The organism is Rhizobium giardinii bv. giardinii H152 (genome assembly GCF_000379605.1).
GTDB lineage: Bacteria > Pseudomonadota > Alphaproteobacteria > Rhizobiales > Rhizobiaceae > Pararhizobium > Pararhizobium giardinii.
The window spans coordinates 94,360-113,421 of sequence record NZ_KB902702.1 but is presented as its reverse complement, the minus strand read 5'-3'; the positions used below and the strand labels follow the sequence as shown (position 1 = coordinate 113,421).

Annotated in this window: 17 protein-coding genes; 11 read left to right on the top strand and 6 right to left on the bottom strand. The window is 62.9% G+C overall.

What is annotated here, in order from left to right; translation table 11 throughout:
• Nucleotides 1–356: 356 nt before the first annotated feature.
• The 10 genes from phnK to phnN all read left to right on the top strand — a co-directional run bounded on the left by phnK (nt 357) and on the right by phnN (nt 9,712).
• A complete protein-coding gene (gene phnK / locus A3AY_RS0125215) occupies nt 357–1,133 on the top strand; it encodes a phosphonate C-P lyase system protein PhnK (protein WP_018328456.1) in 777 nt (258 codons plus the stop codon).
• A 63-nt stretch (nt 1,134–1,196) separates the two neighbouring features.
• A complete protein-coding gene (gene phnL, locus A3AY_RS0125210) occupies nt 1,197–1,904 on the top strand; it encodes a phosphonate C-P lyase system protein PhnL (protein ID WP_018328455.1) in 708 nt (235 codons plus the stop codon).
• The gene (locus tag A3AY_RS0125205) at nt 1,901–2,518 is read left to right on the top strand and encodes a DapH/DapD/GlmU-related protein (RefSeq protein WP_018328454.1); all 618 of its coding nucleotides are present in this window, start codon (nt 1,901–1,903) and stop codon (nt 2,516–2,518) included. The genes phnL and A3AY_RS0125205 overlap by 4 nt, the downstream gene beginning before the upstream one ends.
• A gap of 141 nt (nt 2,519–2,659) precedes the next feature.
• Nucleotides 2,660–3,496, top strand: a complete 837-nt coding sequence (gene phnC / locus A3AY_RS0125200) for a phosphonate ABC transporter ATP-binding protein (RefSeq protein WP_018328453.1) — start codon at nt 2,660–2,662, stop codon at nt 3,494–3,496.
• A 147-nt stretch (nt 3,497–3,643) separates the two neighbouring features.
• Nucleotides 3,644–4,549 (top strand): phosphonate ABC transporter substrate-binding protein, encoded by a 906-nt coding sequence (gene phnD / locus A3AY_RS0125195; protein ID WP_018328452.1) that lies wholly within the window; start codon nt 3,644–3,646, stop codon nt 4,547–4,549.
• 109 nt (nt 4,550–4,658) lie between these two features.
• Nucleotides 4,659–5,621, top strand: coding sequence for a phosphonate ABC transporter, permease protein PhnE (phnE, locus tag A3AY_RS0125190; RefSeq protein ID WP_018328451.1), 963 nt, complete (start codon nt 4,659–4,661; stop codon nt 5,619–5,621).
• A 9-nt stretch (nt 5,622–5,630) separates the two neighbouring features.
• On the top strand, nt 5,631–7,139 hold the full coding sequence (phnE, locus tag A3AY_RS0125185; protein ID WP_018328450.1) for a phosphonate ABC transporter, permease protein PhnE: 1,509 nt from the start codon (nt 5,631–5,633) through the stop codon (nt 7,137–7,139).
• A 116-nt stretch (nt 7,140–7,255) separates the two neighbouring features.
• Nucleotides 7,256–7,963, top strand: a complete 708-nt coding sequence (locus tag A3AY_RS0125180; RefSeq protein WP_018328449.1) for a DUF1045 domain-containing protein — start codon at nt 7,256–7,258, stop codon at nt 7,961–7,963.
• Between the two features lies 1 nt (nt 7,964).
• A complete protein-coding gene (locus A3AY_RS0125175) occupies nt 7,965–9,104 on the top strand; it encodes an alpha-D-ribose 1-methylphosphonate 5-triphosphate diphosphatase (RefSeq protein WP_018328448.1) in 1,140 nt (379 codons plus the stop codon).
• Nucleotides 9,104–9,712, top strand: coding sequence for a phosphonate metabolism protein/1,5-bisphosphokinase (PRPP-forming) PhnN (phnN, locus tag A3AY_RS0125170; RefSeq protein WP_018328447.1), 609 nt, complete (start codon nt 9,104–9,106; stop codon nt 9,710–9,712). Before A3AY_RS0125175 ends, phnN begins: the two co-directional genes overlap by 1 nt.
• Nucleotides 9,713–9,718: 6 nt before the next feature.
• Here the strand turns inward: phnN and A3AY_RS0125165 are convergent, their stop codons facing one another.
• The 6 genes from A3AY_RS0125165 to hglS all read right to left on the bottom strand — a co-directional run bounded on the left by A3AY_RS0125165 (nt 9,719) and on the right by hglS (nt 17,954).
• A complete protein-coding gene (locus tag A3AY_RS0125165) occupies nt 9,719–10,708 on the bottom strand; it encodes a lysophospholipid acyltransferase family protein (protein WP_018328446.1) in 990 nt (329 codons plus the stop codon).
• A 5-nt stretch (nt 10,709–10,713) separates the two neighbouring features.
• A complete protein-coding gene (locus tag A3AY_RS0125160) occupies nt 10,714–12,132 on the bottom strand; it encodes a cytochrome P450 (protein ID WP_018328445.1) in 1,419 nt (472 codons plus the stop codon).
• Between the two features lie 164 nt (nt 12,133–12,296).
• On the bottom strand, nt 12,297–13,529 hold the full coding sequence (locus A3AY_RS0125155) for a pyridoxal phosphate-dependent aminotransferase (RefSeq protein WP_018328444.1): 1,233 nt from the start codon (nt 13,527–13,529) through the stop codon (nt 12,297–12,299).
• A gap of 26 nt (nt 13,530–13,555) precedes the next feature.
• Nucleotides 13,556–15,088 (bottom strand): L-piperidine-6-carboxylate dehydrogenase, encoded by a 1,533-nt coding sequence (gene amaB, locus A3AY_RS0125150; protein ID WP_018328443.1) that lies wholly within the window; start codon nt 15,086–15,088, stop codon nt 13,556–13,558.
• Between the two features lie 33 nt (nt 15,089–15,121).
• Complete coding sequence (locus A3AY_RS0125145) at nt 15,122–16,543, bottom strand: FAD-binding oxidoreductase (RefSeq protein ID WP_018328442.1); 1,422 nt, start codon at nt 16,541–16,543, stop codon at nt 15,122–15,124.
• A gap of 10 nt (nt 16,544–16,553) precedes the next feature.
• A complete protein-coding gene (gene hglS, locus A3AY_RS0125140) occupies nt 16,554–17,954 on the bottom strand; it encodes a 2-oxoadipate dioxygenase/decarboxylase HglS (protein WP_018328441.1) in 1,401 nt (466 codons plus the stop codon).
• Between the two features lie 115 nt (nt 17,955–18,069).
• Here hglS and A3AY_RS0125135 point away from each other — a divergent pair, with 115 nt between their 5' ends.
• Nucleotides 18,070–18,963, top strand: coding sequence for a LysR family transcriptional regulator (locus tag A3AY_RS0125135; RefSeq protein ID WP_018328440.1), 894 nt, complete (start codon nt 18,070–18,072; stop codon nt 18,961–18,963).
• The last annotated feature ends 99 nt before the right edge of the window (nt 18,964–19,062 follow it).

Below are 19,062 nucleotides of genomic sequence, written 5' to 3'. Positions count from 1 at the left end.
TTAACGAGGAGTTACCCCCCTCTGTCACTTCGTGACATCTGCCCCTCAAGTACCGGGCTATTGCATATGAAGCGAAGGCGCTTGCGACAAGCTCCCTCTTCTCCCCGTCGGGGAGAAGTGCCGAGCGTATGCGAGGCGATGAGGGGGCCTTCTCTGCGATTTCGGCGCCAGCCGTCCCCCTCATCCGGCGCTTCGCGCCACCTTCTCCCCGCTGGGGAGAAGAGGGAGAAAGCCCGGCAAATCCAGGCGGCAGGCTGGGCTGCACGATGGGTCCAGCCGATCTCCCCCCTTGTGGGGGAGATGTCCGGCAGGACAGAGGGGGGTAAACCTCCGCGCGCTCAAAAGGAGGCACGTCAATGACGACCGTCCCGCTTCTCAAAGTCAGCGACATCTCGAAATTCTACGGCGGGCGTATCGGCTGTCGCAATGTCTCCTTCGAGCTCTGGCCGGGCGAGGTGCTGGCCATCGTCGGCGAATCCGGCTCCGGCAAGACGACGCTGCTCTCCTGTCTTTCCACGCGGCTGATGCCGACCTCCGGCGTCGTCGAATATCACATGCGTGACGGCCAATACCGCGATCTTGCCCGCATGGGCGAGGCCGAGCGCCGTTTCCTGATGCGCACCGACTGGGGTTTTGTTCATCAGAACCCGGCCGACGGCCTGCGCATGACGGTTTCGGCCGGCGCCAATGTCGGCGAGCGGCTGATGGCGGTCGGCGACCGGCACTACGGGCAAATCCGGGCCACCGCCACCGACTGGCTGCGCCGTGTCGAGATCGAGGAAGACCGCATCGACGATCAGCCGCGCGCCTTTTCCGGCGGCATGCGCCAGCGGCTGCAGATCGCCCGCAATCTCGTCACCTCCCCGCGTCTCGTCTTCATGGATGAGCCGACCGGCGGCCTCGACGTTTCAGTGCAGGCGCGCCTGCTCGACCTGGTGCGCGGCCTCGTCCATGACCTCGGCCTGTCGGCGATCATCGTCACCCATGACCTCGCCGTCGCCCGCCTTCTCTCGCATCGAATGATGGTGATGAAAGACGGTGTGGTGATCGAGCAGGGCTTGACCGACCGGGTGCTCGACGATCCGCGCGAGCCCTACACCCAGCTTCTCGTTTCCTCCATTCTGCAGGTCTGAGCACGGGTCCGGAAAGTCGGAACCGTTTTCGGACGAATCCATGCTCCAACAGGAAGAATAGTCATGCCGACACCGCTTGTTGTTTCCGAAGTCGCCAAGAGCTTCACCATGCATCTGCGCGACGGCATCACCTTGCCGGTGGTCGCCGGCGTTTTCTTTTCCGTCAAAAAGGGTGAATGCGTCGTGCTCGGCGGTCCGTCCGGCGTCGGCAAGAGTTCGATCCTGAAGATGCTCTACGGCAACTACGCCGTCGATGCCGGACAGATCCTGATCGAGCACCGCGGCCATCTGGTCGATCTCGCCAGCGCGGCGCCGCGCTCGGTGCTCGAGGTCCGCCGCGACACGCTCGGCTATGTCAGCCAGTTCCTGCGCGTCGTTCCCCGCGTGTCGGCTCTCGACGTCGTTGCCGAACCGCTTCTGGCGCGCGGCGTTTCCCATCAGGAGGCAAGCGAAAAAGCGTCCGATCTGCTGGCAAAGCTCAACCTGCCGCGTGAACTCTGGCAATTGCCGCCGGCGACCTTCTCCGGTGGCGAGCAGCAGCGCGTCAATATTGCCCGCGGTTTCATCACCGACCATCCGGTCCTTCTGCTCGACGAGCCGACGGCGTCGCTCGACGCGAAAAACCGCCGCGTCGTGGTCGAAATGATCGCCGGCAAGAAGGCCGAAGGGGTAGCACTTCTCGGCATCTTCCATGACAAGGAGGTGCGCGACGCCGTTGCAGACCGCATCCTCGACGTCTCCGCCTTCTCGCCGCGAAAAGCTGCCGCATGAGCAAGAAACTGACAGAACAGCCGACGATCCACCCAACAGCGGTCGTCAGCGAATCGACGCTTGGCCGATATACCGAGGTGGGCGAACGCTGCCGCATCGACGAGGTCGAATTCGGTGATTATTCCTATATCGAACGGGATGGGTCGATCTGGTGCGCAACGATCGGCAAATTCGCCAATTTGGCGGCCTCCGTGCGCATCAATGCCACCAACCATCCTACATGGCGGGCGACGCTGCATCACTTCACCTATCGTGCCACCAGCTATTGGCCGGACGCGGACGTAGATCAGGATTTCTTTGCCTGGCGCCGTGAAAACCGCGTTGTCATCGGCCATGATGTCTGGATCGGCCATGGCGCGACGGTGCTGCCGGGCGTCAAGGTCGGCAATGGAGCGGTGATCGGTGCGGGCGCCGTCGTCTCGAAGGATGTCGCGCCCTACACGATCGTCGGCGGCGTTCCGGCGAGACTGATCCGCGAGCGCTTCGGCAAGGAGATCGCCGGGCGCTTCGAAAAGCTCGCCTGGTGGAACTGGGATCACGCCAGGCTGCGCGATGCGCTGAACGATTTCAGGATGCTGGACGCCGATGCATTTCTAGCGCGTCACAATGGATGACTTTTTACTCTGCAACCCCTGCCTGCGCAGGAGTCGTGGACTGTAACAAAACCTACATCGATCTGACATTCCCCCTTCATCAAGCACCGATATGGCAAGTGTCGTACCGATGACCGGTGCTGCCAAAGAGGACGAGTGCCCATGTTCCAGCTGAAGAACGTAACACGACGGTTCGGCAAGAAGATCGCCGTCAACGCGGTTACCTTCGACATTCCGCAGGGCCAGATGGTCGGCATCATCGGCCGTTCCGGCGCGGGCAAGTCGACGCTGCTGCGGATGATCAACCGGCTCAACGACGTGTCGTCGGGCTCCATCCATTTCGGCGATCTCGAGGTCTCCTCGCTGCGCGGTGCGGCGCTGCGCACCTGGCAGCGCGATTGCGCGATGATCTTCCAGCAGTTCAATCTGGTGCCGCGTCTCGATGTGCTGACCAATGTGCTGCTTGGCCGCCTCAATCACCGTTCGACGGTGCTCAGCATTCTCAACATGTTCACCCGTGAAGAACGCATCATGGCAATCGGCGCGCTGGAGCGGCTCGGCATCGAGCAGACGGCGCTGCAACCGGCAGGCACGCTTTCCGGCGGCCAGCAGCAGCGCGTCGCCATCGCCCGCGCCTTGATGCAGCAACCGAAGATGCTGCTTGCCGACGAGCCGATCGCCTCGCTCGATCCGCTCAATGCAAAGATCGTCATGGATGCGCTGCGCGACATCAACGAGCGCGACGGCATCACCGTCGTCACCAATCTGCACACGCTGGATACGGCGCGCAATTACTGCGAACGGATCATCGGCATGGCGCATGGCCGCGTCGTTTTCGATGGTCAGCCAAGGGACCTGACGGCAGCGGCCGTCGCTGAAATCTACGGAGGCGGTGCGGAAATCGAGGAATCGATGACCTCGACCAGCATCAGCATTCCTGCAGCGCAGGACAATCAGAAATCAGCCGGCGTCAAGCCGCTGGCACTGGCCGGGTTATAGGGCGTGGTGCCGAAAAGTGCGCAGCAGTTTTCGGATGACATCACACTTGGACACATAGTTCCCCGTCAGGATCGAAAGCCCACGTCACGGGCGCATCCTTGCAACCGAATGTGAACCGGCGCCGCCGGGATAACAGGAGAAGACTCTATGTTGAAGAAAGCCCTCTTGAGCGCCGTTGCGCTCTTTGCCCTGGTCGGCCACGTTCAGGCTGAAGACCTCAAGGAATTCCGCGTCGGTATCATCGGCGGCGAAAACGAAGCCGACCGCCTGCGCAACTTCCAGTGCCTCGGCGACCACCTGAAGACCGCGCTCAACGTCGAGAAGGTGTCGTTCTTCCCGGCTGCCGACTATGACGGCGTCATCCAGGGTCTGCTGGGCGGCACGCTCGATTTTGCCGAACTCGGTGCTTCCGGCTATGCCAAGATCTACCTCGCCAAGGCTGACGCCGTCGAGCCGATCCTGACGACCGAACAGACCGACGGTTCGACCGGCTATTACTCGATCATGGTCGCTCGCAATGACAAGGGCTTCACCAAGATCGAGGACCTCAAGGGCAAGAAGCTCGGCTTTGCCGATCCGGACTCCACCTCCGGCTACCTGATCCCGAACGTCACCCTGCCGGAAACGATCGGCATGCCGGTCAAGGAATTCTTCGCCGAGACCGGCTTCGGCGGCGGCCATGAAAACCTGGTTCTGGAAGTGCTGAAGGGCACCTTCGACGCAGGCACGACCTTCGGTTCGGGCATCGGCGACTTCAAGGAAGGCTACACCTCCGGCAACCTGCGCAAGATGGTCGACAAGGGTATCCTCGACATGAACGACCTGGTCGAACTGTGGCGCTCGCCGCTGATCCCGAACGGCCCGACCGTTGTCCGTTCGTCGCTCAGCGCCGACGTCAAGGCCAAGTTCAAGCAGTTCATGCTCGACCTGCCGAAGACCGATGCGGCCTGCTTCGCGGCTGTCGAAGGCGGCGAGTACAAGGGCTTCGTCGAAGTCAACGCCGACTTCTACAAGCCGATCATCGAAGCCCGCAAGTCGACCATCGGCGGCTGATATCGCCTGAATTCAAAACGCTGGCCGGTCCTGCCGGCTAGCGTTCCTCGTCTGGACAGGCTTCAGGGGCATGATGTCCGCTGAAGCCGCCTCGTTTGCCGGAGACTCCATGGCCACGTCAGCGCCTTCCCCGACCTTGAGCGATAACGGCGCTGTGGTCGAACGCCACTGGCAGGAGCTTAATCTCCGTCGCCGGACCTACACTTTCATAGGTCTCGCACTGCTTGCCATGGCTCTCTCGGGGTCTCTCTGGTTTGCCAACGAGACCAATGCCGGCAAGTTCTTCGACCGTTTGCTCTATTTCTTCGATTTCGTCGGCGATCTCGTCCCGCGCGATGGCGCCGAAATCGCCCGCGCCATGTTCGATCTTGCCTCGCCCTATGACGACGGCAGCCTCAAGTACAACTATCCCGAAGGCCGGATGTATCTGACGGACGCGATCTACGTGCCGGAATATTTCTACAGGATGCTCGAAACGCTGAATATCGCGATCTTCTCCACCATTTTCGGCATGTTCTTCGGTTTCATCCTCTGCTTCCTTGCGGCCCGCAACCTGATGCCGAACCCTTGGGTGCGTGGCTTCGTCCGCCGCCTCATGGAGATATTGCGGGCCTTTCCGGAAGTGGTCATCGCCGGCTTCTTCCTCGCCATCCTGTCGCTCGGGCCGATCCCGGCGATGATCGCCGTATCGATCCATACGGTCGGCGCGCTCGGTAAGCTGTTCTTCGAAGTTGTCGAAAATGCCGACATGCGACCGGACGAAGGGCTCAGGGCCACCGGCGGCAACTGGATCGAACGCGTCTGGTTCGGCATGGTGCCGCAGGTCCTGCCCAATTTCATGAGCTACGCGCTGCTCAGGCTCGAGATCAACGTGCGCGCCTCGACCATCATCGGCGCCGTCGGAGGCGGCGGTATCGGCGAGCCGCTGCGGCTGTCGATCGGCCAGGGGCATGAGGCAAAGACGCTCGCCATCATCATCCTGTTGTTCTCGACGATCATCGCCGTCGATCAGTTTTCCGCATGGCTGCGCCGCCGCCTCGTCGGCGACCAGGCCTTCCAGCTTGCGCAATAGGAGCGGACCATGACCGTCAACACGATGATGAACGCCGCCGAGATGGAAGCGATCGCCGCCCGGCATCCGCATCTGATCTATGGTTCGTCGCGCAAGCGCATCCGCTCTGCCCTGATCTTTGCCGGCATCGCGCTCTACATGATCTATAGCTGGTGGTTCTTCTCGATCGGCCAGGTCCTGACGAACGCCAATTGGGGCATCGCCGGCACGTACCTGGCCGACTGGGTCTCTTACGAAGTTCGCCCGGATATCAAGATCGCCGCTGACGGGGCCATGCAGGTTGTCTATCCACGCTTCTCGCCCCTCGGTCCCGATGCCAAGCCGGAATGGGTGAAGATCGAGACGAGGATGGTGGAGCGCGCCTTCGATGCACCAGCCGCGACGCAGCAGGCTCTCCCGACAAAGAGCTCCACCTTCAGCTTCATGGCGCCGAAATCGGCAGTCGGTAGCAGCGCACGGGCCGAAGTCAAACCCGAAATACGCAGCGAAGAGGTCGTCAGCCGCGCAACGATCAGTTTCAACAGCGCGACCAGCGTCGATGTCGTCGATCGCACGGTGACCGCCACGCATAACGGCGAGACGCTGCTGATCGATCTCGATCCCGGCCGCGGCGTGCAGCCGAAGGGCGAACTGCCGGATTGGGCGACACAGAAGCGGCCGGGCGAAAAGATCACGCTCGCCTTCGGCATGACCGGCTGGGCGGATGTCGATGTGGAAAAGGTCAGCATCCACAACCGCTTCCCCGGCTGGGCAAATTTCATCTTCGATACCAACTCGCCGTTCTTCAACAAATCCTTCGGCGAAGTGGCAGGCCTGATCTTCGCTGGAGAGCGTCTCGATCCGGCCCGCTCCAACCTGTCTCTCGCCTGGAACAACATTCTCTACAATGCCGAATGGCAGCATCTCGACGTCTGGACCAAGCTGTTGCAGACCATTGTCATGGCCTTCGTCGGCACCCTGTTTGCCTCGATCGTCGCCTTTCCGCTCTGCTTCCTGGCGGCGCGCAACATCACCCGCAACGGCGTGCTCAACCAGGTCACCAAGCGCTTCTTCGACTTCCTGCGCTCCGTCGACATGCTGATCTGGGCGCTGTTCTTCACCCGCGCGTTCGGCCCCGGGCCGCTTGCCGGCATGTCGGCGATCTTCTTCACCGATACCGGCACGCTCGGAAAGCTCTATTCGGAAGCACTGGAGAATATCGACGACAAGCAGCGCGAGGGTGTGAAGTCGGTCGGTGCCGCGCCGCTTGCCGTGCAGCGGTTTGGCGTGCTGCCGCAGGTTCTGCCGGTCTTTGCCAGCCAGGCGCTCTATTTCTGGGAATCCAATACGCGATCGGCAACGATCATCGGCGCGGTCGGCGCCGGCGGTATCGGCCTCAAACTCTGGGAAGCGATGCGGACGAATTCCGACTGGGAAAACGTCTGCTACATGGTTATCCTGATTCTCGTCGTCGTCTTCATTTTCGACAGCGTCTCCAATCTTCTGCGCTCGCGTCTGATGGGCCAGAAAACACATTGAAAACGTGCCGGTTCATCGCCGGCCATCACGATAATGTCACGAAAAGCGGATAGCGACGGCGTCTCATCGGCCCGTCCGATCGACGCTCCCGTGACGCCCTCGATAGGGAATGGACCGTGCGCTACGCATTCTATTTGACGCCGGACGAAGACCACCCGCTGACGATCACGGCGGCGAATTGGCTGGGCAGCAATCCGTTCACCGGCGAAACCAGGGCTCTCCAGGCTGCCGGGGAGTTCGGTGCAGCCGAACTGAAGGCCCTGACCGCCGATCCGCGCCGCTACGGATTTCACGGCACGCTGAAGGCGCCGTTTCCCCTTGCCGCGGCGAAAACCGAAGCACAGCTGCTTGCCGCCTTCGATGGTTTTGCCGCCGAATGTGCGCCTTTCGAGATACCTGAAATGACGCTGGGGCAGCTCGGACCTTTTTTTGCGCTGGTACCGGCGGTGGACTGTCCGGAACTGCAGGCGCTTGCCGACGAGACGGTGCGGCGCTTCGAACCTTTCCGGGCGCCTCTCTCGGCCGCGGATTTCTCGCGGCGCAAGCCGGATTCGCTGACCGACCTGCATCGGGCCAATCTGCTCTCCTGGGGTTACCCCTATGTGTTCGAGAGCTTCCAGTTCCACATGACGTTGACCGGCCCGGTGCCGGCGGAACGGCAGGCCGCAATGAAGGCCCTGCTGGAGCAGACCTTCGCGCCCTTCATCGGCGAGCCGCTCTCTGTCACGTCGCTGGCACTGTTTACCGAACACGCGCGCGGCGCGCCCTTCACCGTCCACACGCTCTTGCCGCTTAGCGGCACATCCCAACGAAAGATGGCATGACATGACCGCTGAAACCGTTCTTTCCAATGCCCGCATCGTCCTTGAGGACCAGATCGTCACCGGCTCGGTGCTGATCCGCGAGGGCAAGATCGCCGACGTCTCGGAAGGCGCCGCCCGCACTGGTGAGGATTTCGAAGGCGATTACCTGATACCGGGCCTGGTCGAGCTGCACACCGATCATCTGGAAGCGCATTACTCGCCGCGCCCCGGCGTTCGCTGGCTGAAGATGGCGGCCATCCAGGCGCATGACGCGCAGGTCGTCACGTCGGGCATCACCACGGTCTTCGACTGCCTGCGCATGGGCTCCGACGAGGACGGCGGCTTCGAGCGGGGCGAGATGCGCGAGATGGCAGACGCGCTGGCGCAGGCCGCCAGGGAAAATCGCCTGCGCGCAGACCACCGCATCCACCTGCGCTGCGAAGTCTCGACCGATAACGTGCTTGCGCATTTCCAGGAATTCGAGAATGACCCGCAGGTCGGCCTCGTCTCGCTGATGGATCATGCGCCGGGCCAGCGCCAGTTCCAGACGATGGATCAGTACACGCTCTACTACAAGAACAAGCGCGGCATGACGGACGAGGCCTTCGCCGCGTTCTGTGCCCGCCAGCAGGCTCTTTCGGCCAAATACGCTGGACCGCATCGCACCGAGATCGCCAAGGCCTGCGCCGAGCGCGGCATCACGATTGCCAGCCATGACGACGCGACCCTTGCCCATGTCGAGGAATCCGTCGGTTTCGGTATTCGGCTGGCGGAATTTCCGACCAGCTTCGAAGCCGCGAAGGCCTCGCATGCCGCGGGCCTGAGCGTGCTGATGGGTGCGCCGAACGTCGTGCGGGGCAAGTCGCACTCCGGCAATATCGCCGCGCGTGACCTTGCCGAACGCGGCGTTCTGGACGTGTTGTCGTCGGACTACGTGCCGTTCAGCCTGATCCATGCGCCCTTCGTGCTGTCGGACGAGGTGGAAAGCGTCAGTCTGCCGCAGGCGCTCGCCATGGTGACGGCGACACCGGCCCGCACGGTTGGTCTTGACGATCGCGGCCGCATCGCCACCGGCCTGCGCGCCGATATCGTTCGGGTGCAGCGTCATGAGGGCATTCCGGTCGTCCGTTCCGTCTGGCGCGAAGGTCGGCGGGTCGCCTGATGGACGGCCAGCTCAAGAATCGATCCGGGGCGATCATCGTCGTCGTCGGACCAAGCGGCGCCGGCAAGGACAGCGTCATCGGCTATGTCGCCCAGCACTTCTCCGGCCGCGCCGATATCGATTTCGTCCGCCGTGTGATCACCCGTCCCTCCGATGCCGGCGGCGAGGATCACGAGAGTGTTGCCACTGACGAATTCGACGCTCGGCTGGAGACGGGTGATTTCGCCGTTGCCTGGCAGGCGCATGGGTTGAAATACGGCATTCCCCGCGAGGCGCTTGAGCGCGTGCACGCCGGGCGTATCCTGATCGCTAATGGCAGCCGTGGGGCGCTTGCCCAGTTCCGGCAGGTTTTCCCCAAGGTGGTGGTCGTCAACATCACGGCATCGCCGCAGGTTCTCGCCAAGCGACTTGTCGCACGCGGGCGCGAAAGCGAGGCGGACATTCTGAGACGCCTGCAGCGGCAGGCACCGGATATTCCCGACGCCGCCGACGCCACGACGATCGACAACAGCGGGCCGCTCGATATAGCCGGCTCGCGCTTGGTTGCCCTCGTTGCCGAGTTGCAGGGAACGGTGCAGGCGCTCTGCAGCGCCGCGCGTCAGACATGACGCGCGTTAAAGGGCGTTGTCGAGGAAATACCACTGGTCGAGATGGGCGCGGACGACGGGCTCGATGACCGAATTGAGCAGCAGGACGTCGTCAATCAGGCGCTCGCCGGGTTTGTTTTCTGGCGGCAGCGTGATCGGGGGGAGCGCGAAGGCTTCGAAATGCGCCCCTTCCTTGCGCAGGATATAGCCCGGGCAGATTGTCGCCTGCGTCAGCCGGGCAAGCCGCACGACGACCGCGAGATTGCCTTCGAGATGCGGAGGACGGTCGAAGAAGGGGCCGCGGATCTTGCCGGCAAAACCCTCGTCGCAGAACACCGAAATCGCACCGCCTTCCTTCAATATCTTCAATGCCGGCCGTATCCCCTCCTTGCCCGGCGGCATAAGGCCGTATCCCAGCTTGCGCCGGACCCGCTCGGCGATCCAGGCCCGCGCCCTTCCGGCGGGCGGCGTATAGTTGGCGGATGGGCTCAGTCCGAGTTCAACGAGCTTCGGGGCATATATCTCCCAGTTTCCGAGATGCATGCCGACCATGATCACCGGCCCCTTCGCATGGGCCTCGGTGAAATAGTTGAGATTGTGCCAGACGACGCGTCGCGCCAGACGCCCGACGATCGATAACTCCGTCATGATGCGTCCCTGGTTTTGCCAGTTTCGCTTCAGAATACGGTCGCGTTCTTCTTCGGTCGCATCCGGCAGAAGCCGCTCCAGATTCTTCTGCGCCTTCTTGACTGCGGATTTATGCCAGCGAGGCATGACAAAAGCGCCAAGCCGCGCGCCTGCCGCCGAACAGACCCGCGCCGGCATGGCTTTCAGTCCGAAATGGACGGCAAGGTCGAGGAGGTTCTGGATATTTTCGGTCACATGGTAGCGAAATGCGGCGCGGCGGCGGTCGGCGCTCGCAAACAGATCCGCGAGCGGCGGCGCGGCCGGGGCGCTGTAGACCCAGGCGGACCGTTTCGCCGGAACGCTCTTCGCCTTCTTGTTCGCCTCGGCCATGGGCTCTACACCCTTTCTCGCCGGTGCAGCGTCACCGGCAGGCCGCCGCGCGGCCGCAGCGTCAGGCGGCACTGCGGCTCGACCTTGGCATCATCGGCAACGCGCACCCTGAAGCGCTGCGCAAGGATCGCCAGGCACAGGATCGCCTCCGTGAGGCCGAATTGCAGCCCGGGGCAGACGCGCGGGCCGCTGGCAAAGGGGATGTAGCTGTAGGGGATCGGTCTCTGCCCGTTCAGGAAGCGCTCCGGCTTGAACAGATGCGCGTCCTTGAAGAAGGCCTCGGTGCGATGCAGCAGCCACGGCACGATCAGGATCAGCGACGCCGGCTTGACGTCGATATCGCCGATCCGGTCGGCTTCGTTCGTCTGCCGCGCAAGGATCGGCACCGGCGGATAGAGCCTGAGCGTTTCCTCGATCACCGCCCGGCACCATTCGAGCTGCGGGATGTCGTCAAGTGTCGGTACGCGGTCGCCGCAGACGCGGGCGATCTCCTCATGCAGGGATTTTTCCACCCATCCGGCCCGCGACAGCAGGTACCAGGCCCAGGTCAGCGTCGCCGCCGTCGTCTCGTGGCCGGCCATGAAGATCGTCGCCGCCTCGTTGCGCAGCGCCACCACGTCGAGCTTCAGCTCCGGATTGCGGTTTTGCCGGCGCACCAGGAGCTCGATCATCGAATTGTTGTCGCCGCGGCCGGCCAGATGGTCCTCCACCACCTTGTCGATGATCTGGTGGATACGTGAAACGGAGCGGCGCAGCTTCGGCGTGCGCAGCACCGGCAGGCCATCATCGAAGCCGAGGAAATAGCCGATGTTGACGGAATCGATCAGCGATTGATAGCTCTCGAACCCCTCGCTGACGGCGCTGGCCGCGTCTTCGCCGAGGTCGTTGCCGAAAACCGAACGCGAAATGATCTCGGCCGTGAGACCGGCCATCTCGAACAGCGCGTTGACGGGTGCACCCTCCGGCAACGATTCCCAGCGCTGGACGAGCTCGCTTGTCGTGTTTTCCATGATCTTGCCGAACGCCGGCACACGGTTCTTGTGAACGATATCGTTGACCAGCGGGCGGCGCTGCTTCCAGGTTTCACCGTCGGAGATGAACAGGCCGTCGCCGAGCAGGAATTCCAGTGCGCGGCGCATCTGCGGGGTCTTGCGCTCGAAATTCTCGTGCCGTTTGGCGACGACGTAGCGGATCGCGTCCGGCGAATTGACGACGACGATCTGGCGTCCGAAGACTTTCATCTGGGTGACGCGGTCGGTATAGTCGCCCTTGCGCCAGATCGACAGGAAGTCGTGGCGGGCCTTGAGGATCAGGTTCAGTGGCCGTCCGGGCTTGCCCGTATAATAGGCGGAATGCGCGGGCTCGAACGACGTCTTCCTGAGTTTTTCAATGACATCCGTCGTTTGCCGTAAACGGGAGAACATGCTCCGGTTGCCCCTCTCTGTGTCCGCTCACGGCCCATCGCGCGCTTCGTTGCGGCTTACCGGATAGCAGCAATTCTCCGTAGCGCAAAATCCTTTCGAAGCTCCCCGGCGCGGCGCGAAAGCCATTCACGGCCGCGGGTGCTGTCGCGGCCGTGAAGGAGAATTCAGCGCAAGGCTGCGCAAGCCTTGGCAATCCGCTCCATGGCTTCGCGCAGTTCCGCTTCCGACGTGGCATAGGAGATGCGGAAGAAGGGCGAGAGGCCGAAGGCGGAACCTGGCACGACCGCGACATGCGCATCTTCGAGCAGATAGGCGCAGAAGTCGGTGTCCGTCTCGATCCGCCTGCCGCTGGGCGTCGTCTTGCCGAGCACGCCGCTGCAGCCCGAGAAGGTATAGAACGCCCCTTCCGGCACGCGGCATTCGAGGCCGTCAATGGCGTTGAGCGCGGCGACGACCAGATCGCGGCGGCGCTTGAAGCTTTCGGTGCGCTCCTTGAGGAAATCCTGCGGTCCGTTAAGGGCCTCGACAGCGGCGGCCTGGCTGATCGAGGACGGACAGGAGGTCGACTGGCTCTGGACGACGGCCATTGCCTTGATCAGCGCGCGCGGACCGCCGGCATAGCCGATGCGCCAGCCGGTCATGGCATAGGCCTTGGAAACGCCGTTGACCGTCAGGGTGCGGTTCTTCAGGCGCGGTTCCAGGGCGGCCGGGGTCACGAAACGGAATCCATCGTAGACGATGTGTTCGTACATGTCGTCGACCAGCAGCCAGACATGCGGATATTTCAAGAGCACGTCGAGCAGCGGCCGGTAGTCCTCGGCGCTGTAGGCGGCGCCCGAGGGGTTGGATGGCGAGTTCAACATCACCCAGCGCGTCTTCGGCGTGATCGCCGCTTCGAGCTGTTCGGCCCGCAGCCGGAAGCCGGCTTCGGCATCGCAGGCAATCAGCACCGGCTTGCCCTCGGCGATCTCGATGATATCCGAATAGGAGGTCCAGTAAGGTGTCGGGATGATCACCTCGTCGCCCGGGTCGAGCGTCGCCATCATCGCGTTGAAAAGGACCTGCTTGGCGCCGGTCGCGACGGTGATTTCGTCCTGTTCGTAGGAGAGATCGTTTTCGCGTGCGAATTTCTTGCGGATCGCGGCCTTCAGCTCCGGGGTTCCGTCGAGCGCCGTATATTTGGTTTCGCCCCTGAGCATGGCCGCGGTTGCCGCGCGCTTGACGTGGTCCGGCGTGTCGAAATCGGGTTCGCCGGCGCCGAGAATGATCACCGGCTTGCCGTCACGCTTCATGGCTTGTGCGCGTGCGCCGATCTTCAGGATTTCCGAGACACCGATCGTGGAAATCCGCGAGGCGGGCGAAAAGCCCGCCTCCTCAACCTTGGTGTTGATGGTCATGGTGCGATCCTGTTCGATGGCGCCAATTATTCGATATCGAACGAGACGCCCTGTGCCAGCGGCAGGGCCTTCGAATAGTTGATCGTGTTGGTGGCGCGGCGCATGTAGGCCTTCCACGAGTCCGAGCCGGATTCGCGACCGCCGCCCGTTTCCTTCTCGCCGCCGAACGCGCCGCCGATCTCGGCGCCCGAGGTGCCGATATTGACGTTGGCGATGCCGCAGTCCGAACCGTCTGGCGACAGGAACCGCTCGGCTTCCTGCAGGTCGAGCGTGAAGATCGACGACGAGAGGCCGGCTGCGACGGCGTTGTGCTCGGCAACGGCGGCGTCGAAATCGCTGTACTTCATGACGTACAGGATCGGCGCAAAGGTCTCTTCGAGAACCGGGCCCGCCTGCTTGGGCATTTCGACGAGAGCGGGCTTGACGTAGTAGCTGTTGGCATGGCCGAGAGCGACGCGATCGCCACCCGTGACCGAGCCGCCATGGGCCTTGGCTTCGGCAAGCGCCCTCTGCATGTTGTCGAAGGCCGGCTTGTCGACCAGCGGACCGACGAGGGCGGTCGATTCCAGCGGATTGCCGACCGACACGCTCTGGTAAGCCTTCTTCAGGCGCGGAACGAGCTTGTCGTAGACGCTTTCGTGAACGAACAGGCGGCGCAATGTCGTGCAGCGCTGGCCGGCCGTGCCCATGGCGCCGAAGGCGATGGCGCGCAGGGCCATGTCGAGATCGGCCGAGGGGCAGACGATGCCGCCATTGTTGCCGCCGAGTTCGAGGATGGCGCGGGCAAAGCGCTTGGCCAGGCGCGGGCCGACGTCGCGGCCCATGCGGGTGGAGCCCGTCGCCGAAACCAGCGGCACCTTCGGATGATCGACCAGCACCTCGCCGATGGCGCGATCGCCGATCAGCACCTGGGCCAGGCCTTCCGGCGCATCGCCGAAGCGGGCAAGGGCGCGCTCAAAGATAGCCTGCGATGCAAGTGCCGTGAGCGGCGTCTTTTCAGAAGGCTTCCAGACGACGGCATTGCCGCATACCAGCGCCAGCGCCGCATTCCACGACCAGACGGCGACCGGGAAATTGAAGGCGGAGATGACACCGATGACGCCGAGCGGGTGCCAGGTTTCCATCATGCGGTGGCCGGGGCGTTCGGTGGCGATCGTCAGGCCGTAGAGCTGGCGCGAGAGGCCGACCGCGAAATCGCAAATGTCGATCATTTCCTGCACTTCGCCGAGGCCTTCCGACGGTATCTTGCCGGCTTCGATCGATACCAGGCGGCCGAGGTCGGCCTTGTGGGCGCGCAGCTCTTCGCCGAGCAGGCGGATCAGTTCGCCGCGCTTCGGGGCCGGAACGAGACGCCAGGCGCGGAAAGCTGCGTCGGCCTTCTCGATCTTGGCTGCGGCTTCGGCGGCCGAGACCGTCTTCAGGCTGGCGATCTGTTCGCCGGTGACCGGCGAGAAGGAGGCCATATCGCCGCCGGTGTAGAGCTCCTTGGCGACGCCGAGCTTTTCGAGAAGTGCGGCCGTTTCCTGAACGACATTCACCGTCTTCGTTGCAATGTTCATGATGAGCAAACTCCCGTTTCTTGTCTCGAAGGACTATCCGAAGCTGACCGTGCCGAGGTCTCCCGGCGAGGTGATGACTTTGAGGCCGTGGGCCATGTCCTTGATCTTCTGGTGTGTATAGAGGTCGTAATAGGCCTGGTTTTTCCGGCCGATGGCATGTTCGGCGCTGAAGCTGCCGTTGAAATCCTGAACGGCGATGGCAAATACCCAGTCGCGCAGCCGCCGCTCGAAGTCCTTGTCCGATGCTGCTGCGCTGTCCCTGGGCACGACGAGATTGAAATGTACGCCGCCGTCGCCGATATGGCCGAAATCGCAGATCGTCACCTCCGCAAAGGTTTGCGGCATCTCGTCCTTCATTCGGTCGCAGAAGGCCATGATATCACCTCTGCGGAAGGAAAGATCGAAGGCGATCAATTTTCCGGCGTGCTTGACACCCTCGGACAGGGCATGGCGCAGCGCCCACATTTCATGCGCCGGACCGACAAAGGCATCGGCGAGCGGCGGGTCTTCACTTTCCCAGATGTCCGCCAGCACCGTTTCCAGAACCGCATCGAGCGGCTGTTCGCCCGCGCGTGGATCCCAGGTCCGGGAGAGTTCGGCGAGAATGACATAATCGGGCACGTTGCCACCCTGGAAGGGGTTCTTCAGCGACGGCACGTGATCGAGCGCCGCCGCGACGGCGTTCTTCGACATGCCTTCGAACGCGGAGAGATAGGCGCCGAGGCGGTCTTCCATGGCGCGCAGCAGCGGCATGACATGGGCGCCGCTTGCCGGCACCAGATAGGCGGTCGCCATCTGCTTCGGCAACGGTTCGAGATTCAGCACGCATTCCGTGATGATGCCGAAGGAACCGACGGTGCCGATGAACAGCTGTTTCCAGTCGATGCCGGTGTTGTTCTTGCGCAGTTCGGAGGTGTGGTCGAGGATAGTGCCCTCGCCGTCGGCCAGCACCACCTTGATGCCGAGCGTGTTGCGGCGCACATCGCCATATTTCAGGAAGCGCGAGCCGCCGGTATTGGTCGCGAGCATGCCGCCAAGGCGCGGATCGGCGCCGAGGTCGATCGGAAAGAACAGGCCGTGCCTTTCGAGCTTCTGGTTGACGTCCGAAAGCCGGAAACCGGCGCCAACGCGCAGCGACCGATTGTCGAGATCGAGATCGAAACGCTGGGTCATGCGGTCGAGGCTGAGCACGGCTTGAGTGCCGCTCGCATCCGGCGTCGAGCCGGAAACGAGGCCGGTATTGCCGGACTGCGGAATGAGCGGAATGCCGTGTGTGACGCAATAGCCGACCGCCGCCGAGACCTCTTCGGTCGTCTCCGGCCGCAGGACGAGTGCGGCCCGGCCCTCGTCATAGCGCGCGCCGGTCTGGTAGGCCGCCATGTCCCGCGGCTCGGTGACAACACCCTTGTCGCCGAGAATACCGGTCAGTGCGGCGATGTGCGCTTGGTCAATCATCGTTTCAGGTTTACTCCGCTGCCTCGGCGCAGGAAAGCATCTGAACGCAATCGGCGATGGATGCCTGCTCGATGCCGGCATAGTGTTCGAATTCGTTCAGCACCTTGGCGCCCAGATCGAGCTCGAAACGCTGCTGGTTCGGGCTTGCCACGAATTCCTGCGCGGCATCGTCGCCGAGGTTGGACTGGAAGATGCCGGCGGCGCTGACCGGCAGGAAATCCTCGTAGACAATGGGATCGAACTGGACGAGGCCGCCTTCGATCAGGCTGTCGAGGCTTTTGGCGGCATCGACCTTCGTCTTGCGGCCCTTGGCGGTGAGCGAATAGGCGAAATAGCCGAGGCCTTCGGCACGGATGCCTGCCCATGTGTCGGGGAATGGGACGAAGGCTTCGGCGAGCGCCTTTTCATAGGCCGCCGCATTCGAGCCGTCTGCAGCCGGGCGAACGATGTTGCGCGAAGCGTTCAGCAGCTCGTCGTAGAGCGCGCGGCCCTTCGGCGTCAGTGCGATGCCGCGCTGCTCGATTTCGCCGAAACGGGCGGTGTGCGAGCCCGCATGCCAGCTGCCGTCGGCGGCCTGGAAGGAGACCAGCTCTTCGAGCGCCTTGAACGAGGTCTGGCGTAGCAGGATGGCGCATTTGCGGGTCGGCGGGCCTTCGACGATCGCCTTCGGCGCAATGGCGTGATCCGGCATGCGCGCCTGGACAGCGTCGATATCGAGCGTGCGAGGCGTCAGGTGGTTGATGTGCGGGCCCTTGAAGGAAACGACGTCGGCAATCAGTCGGTGGGCGTCATGCAGTCGCTGGTACATCTCCGGGCTGACTTTGGCCTTGTCGTGCCAGCGGAAGGTCTCGAGCGCTTCGGCAACAAAACGCTCGGCATCGGCCTTGTCGAGGCCGCCTTCTCTCTCGGCCTTTTCCGTCAGGGCGACGGCACCGGACGTGAAGATCTGCCGCTTCGACAGAATCTGCTCGGCCTCGGTGCGCAGAGTCTCGTCGGCGATCAGGTCGAGCCTGAGCAGCGAGGTAAAGACGCGGAAAGGGTTCTTCTTCAGGCTGGCGTCGCCGACCGGGCGGAACGCCGTCGAATGAACCGGGACGCCGGCGGTAGAGAGATCATAGTACCCGACGGGGTGCATGCCCATGACGGCAAAGACGCGGCGCATCATCGAGAGTTCCGCAGGCGTGCCAAGCCGGATCGCGCCATGCCGCTCTTCGGAAATGCGCTCCAGCGAATCGGTATCCTCGAGCCTGGCCTGCAGATCGGGGTCGGCCGCGAGCGTTTCGGCGTTCACCTGCCCGACCAGTTCCATCAGCGTGCCGTAGGCAGGCACTTCGGTCCGGTACATGGCGGACATGGCGGCCGAAAAGGCCGCACGGATCTCGTCGCTGGATACGAAACTATTCTCTTTCACGGCAGCACGCCTCGCAGTATTGAATGGATGGGGTCGATCATTCTCATTTCGTATCATATCCGGGTCGAATGAGCATTGATTGCGACTGTTATGACTATGATCATGCGAGGCGGGAATGAAGTTGAGCAGAAGACTGGTTCCAGACATCACCACGCTGCAGGCGTTCGAATGCGCTGCGCGCCACGGCAGTTTCACCCAGGCCGCGGCTGAGCTGAACCTGACGCAGAGCGCCGTCAGCCGCCAGATCAAGGATCTCGAAGGCCAGATCGGCGTGCTTTTGTTCGAACGCGTCCGCCAGCGGGTGATCCTCTCTGACGCGGGCCAGAAGTTCCTGCCCGAGGTTCGCAGGCTGCTGACTCAATCGGAGGAGCTGATGGTGCGGGCGATGGCCTCGGCGCGCTCGGAATCGACCCTCTCGGTCGCCTCGCTGCCGACGTTCGGCAGCCGCTGGCTGACGCCGCGCCTGCCGGATTTCCTGAAGCGGCATCCCGGCACGGTGATCAATATTGCCTCGCGCTCCCAACCCTTCGATTTCGAGGAGCAGAACTTCGATCTCGCCATTCACTATGGCCAGCCGGTCTGGGCGCATGCGACCTGCAGCTATCTCTGCAGCGAGATCATCGTGCCCGTGGCAAATCCTGCGCTTTGTGAACAGCATCCGATGAAGGAGCCGAGCGAACTGGAAGACAAGCCGCTGCTGCATCTCGCCACTCGCCCGAAGATGTGGGCGCAATGGTTCGAGCACAACGGCGGCGAGATGAAGTCCGCTTATCGCGGCAACCGCTTCGACCAGTTTTCGATGGTCATCGAAGCGGCTGCGGCCGGTCTCGGTTTTGCGCTTCTGCCGCGCTATCTGATCGAACAGGAACTGGCGAGCGGCCATTTACGTGTGGTGTTCGACCGGCCGATGCAAACCGAAAACAGCTATTATCTCGTCGTCCCGGAAGGCAAGCTTGAAAATCCGATCAGCCAGGCTTTCCGTGGCTGGATCACTGCGCAGGTCGGGTAAGATCCAGGCACTGCCGCATTGCAAAAATGAAATGCGGAACCTTTCCGCGCGGTGCGCGTTTCGGGCTGAATGAACAGTGTCCAAGAGACAGCCCCAGGG

Coding starts and splice junctions, on each gene's coding strand:
- A3AY_RS0125135 (WP_018328440.1), top strand. CDS start 18,070: ATGAAGTTGAGCAGAAGACTGGTTCCAGACATCACCACGCTGCAGGCG.
- phnE (WP_018328451.1), top strand. CDS start 4,659: ATGGCCACGTCAGCGCCTTCCCCGACCTTGAGCGATAACGGCGCTGTG.
- A3AY_RS0125155 (WP_018328444.1), bottom strand. CDS start 13,529: ATGACCATCAACACCAAGGTTGAGGAGGCGGGCTTTTCGCCCGCCTCG.
- phnD (WP_018328452.1), top strand. CDS start 3,644: ATGTTGAAGAAAGCCCTCTTGAGCGCCGTTGCGCTCTTTGCCCTGGTC.
- phnC (WP_018328453.1), top strand. CDS start 2,660: ATGTTCCAGCTGAAGAACGTAACACGACGGTTCGGCAAGAAGATCGCC.
- phnN (WP_018328447.1), top strand. CDS start 9,104: ATGGACGGCCAGCTCAAGAATCGATCCGGGGCGATCATCGTCGTCGTC.
- A3AY_RS0125160 (WP_018328445.1), bottom strand. CDS start 12,132: ATGTTCTCCCGTTTACGGCAAACGACGGATGTCATTGAAAAACTCAGG.
- amaB (WP_018328443.1), bottom strand. CDS start 15,088: ATGAACATTGCAACGAAGACGGTGAATGTCGTTCAGGAAACGGCCGCA.
- A3AY_RS0125145 (WP_018328442.1), bottom strand. CDS start 16,543: ATGATTGACCAAGCGCACATCGCCGCACTGACCGGTATTCTCGGCGAC.
- phnK (WP_018328456.1), top strand. CDS start 357: ATGACGACCGTCCCGCTTCTCAAAGTCAGCGACATCTCGAAATTCTAC.
- A3AY_RS0125165 (WP_018328446.1), bottom strand. CDS start 10,708: ATGGCCGAGGCGAACAAGAAGGCGAAGAGCGTTCCGGCGAAACGGTCC.
- phnL (WP_018328455.1), top strand. CDS start 1,197: ATGCCGACACCGCTTGTTGTTTCCGAAGTCGCCAAGAGCTTCACCATG.
- A3AY_RS0125205 (WP_018328454.1), top strand. CDS start 1,901: ATGAGCAAGAAACTGACAGAACAGCCGACGATCCACCCAACAGCGGTC.
- phnE (WP_018328450.1), top strand. CDS start 5,631: ATGACCGTCAACACGATGATGAACGCCGCCGAGATGGAAGCGATCGCC.
- A3AY_RS0125175 (WP_018328448.1), top strand. CDS start 7,965: ATGACCGCTGAAACCGTTCTTTCCAATGCCCGCATCGTCCTTGAGGAC.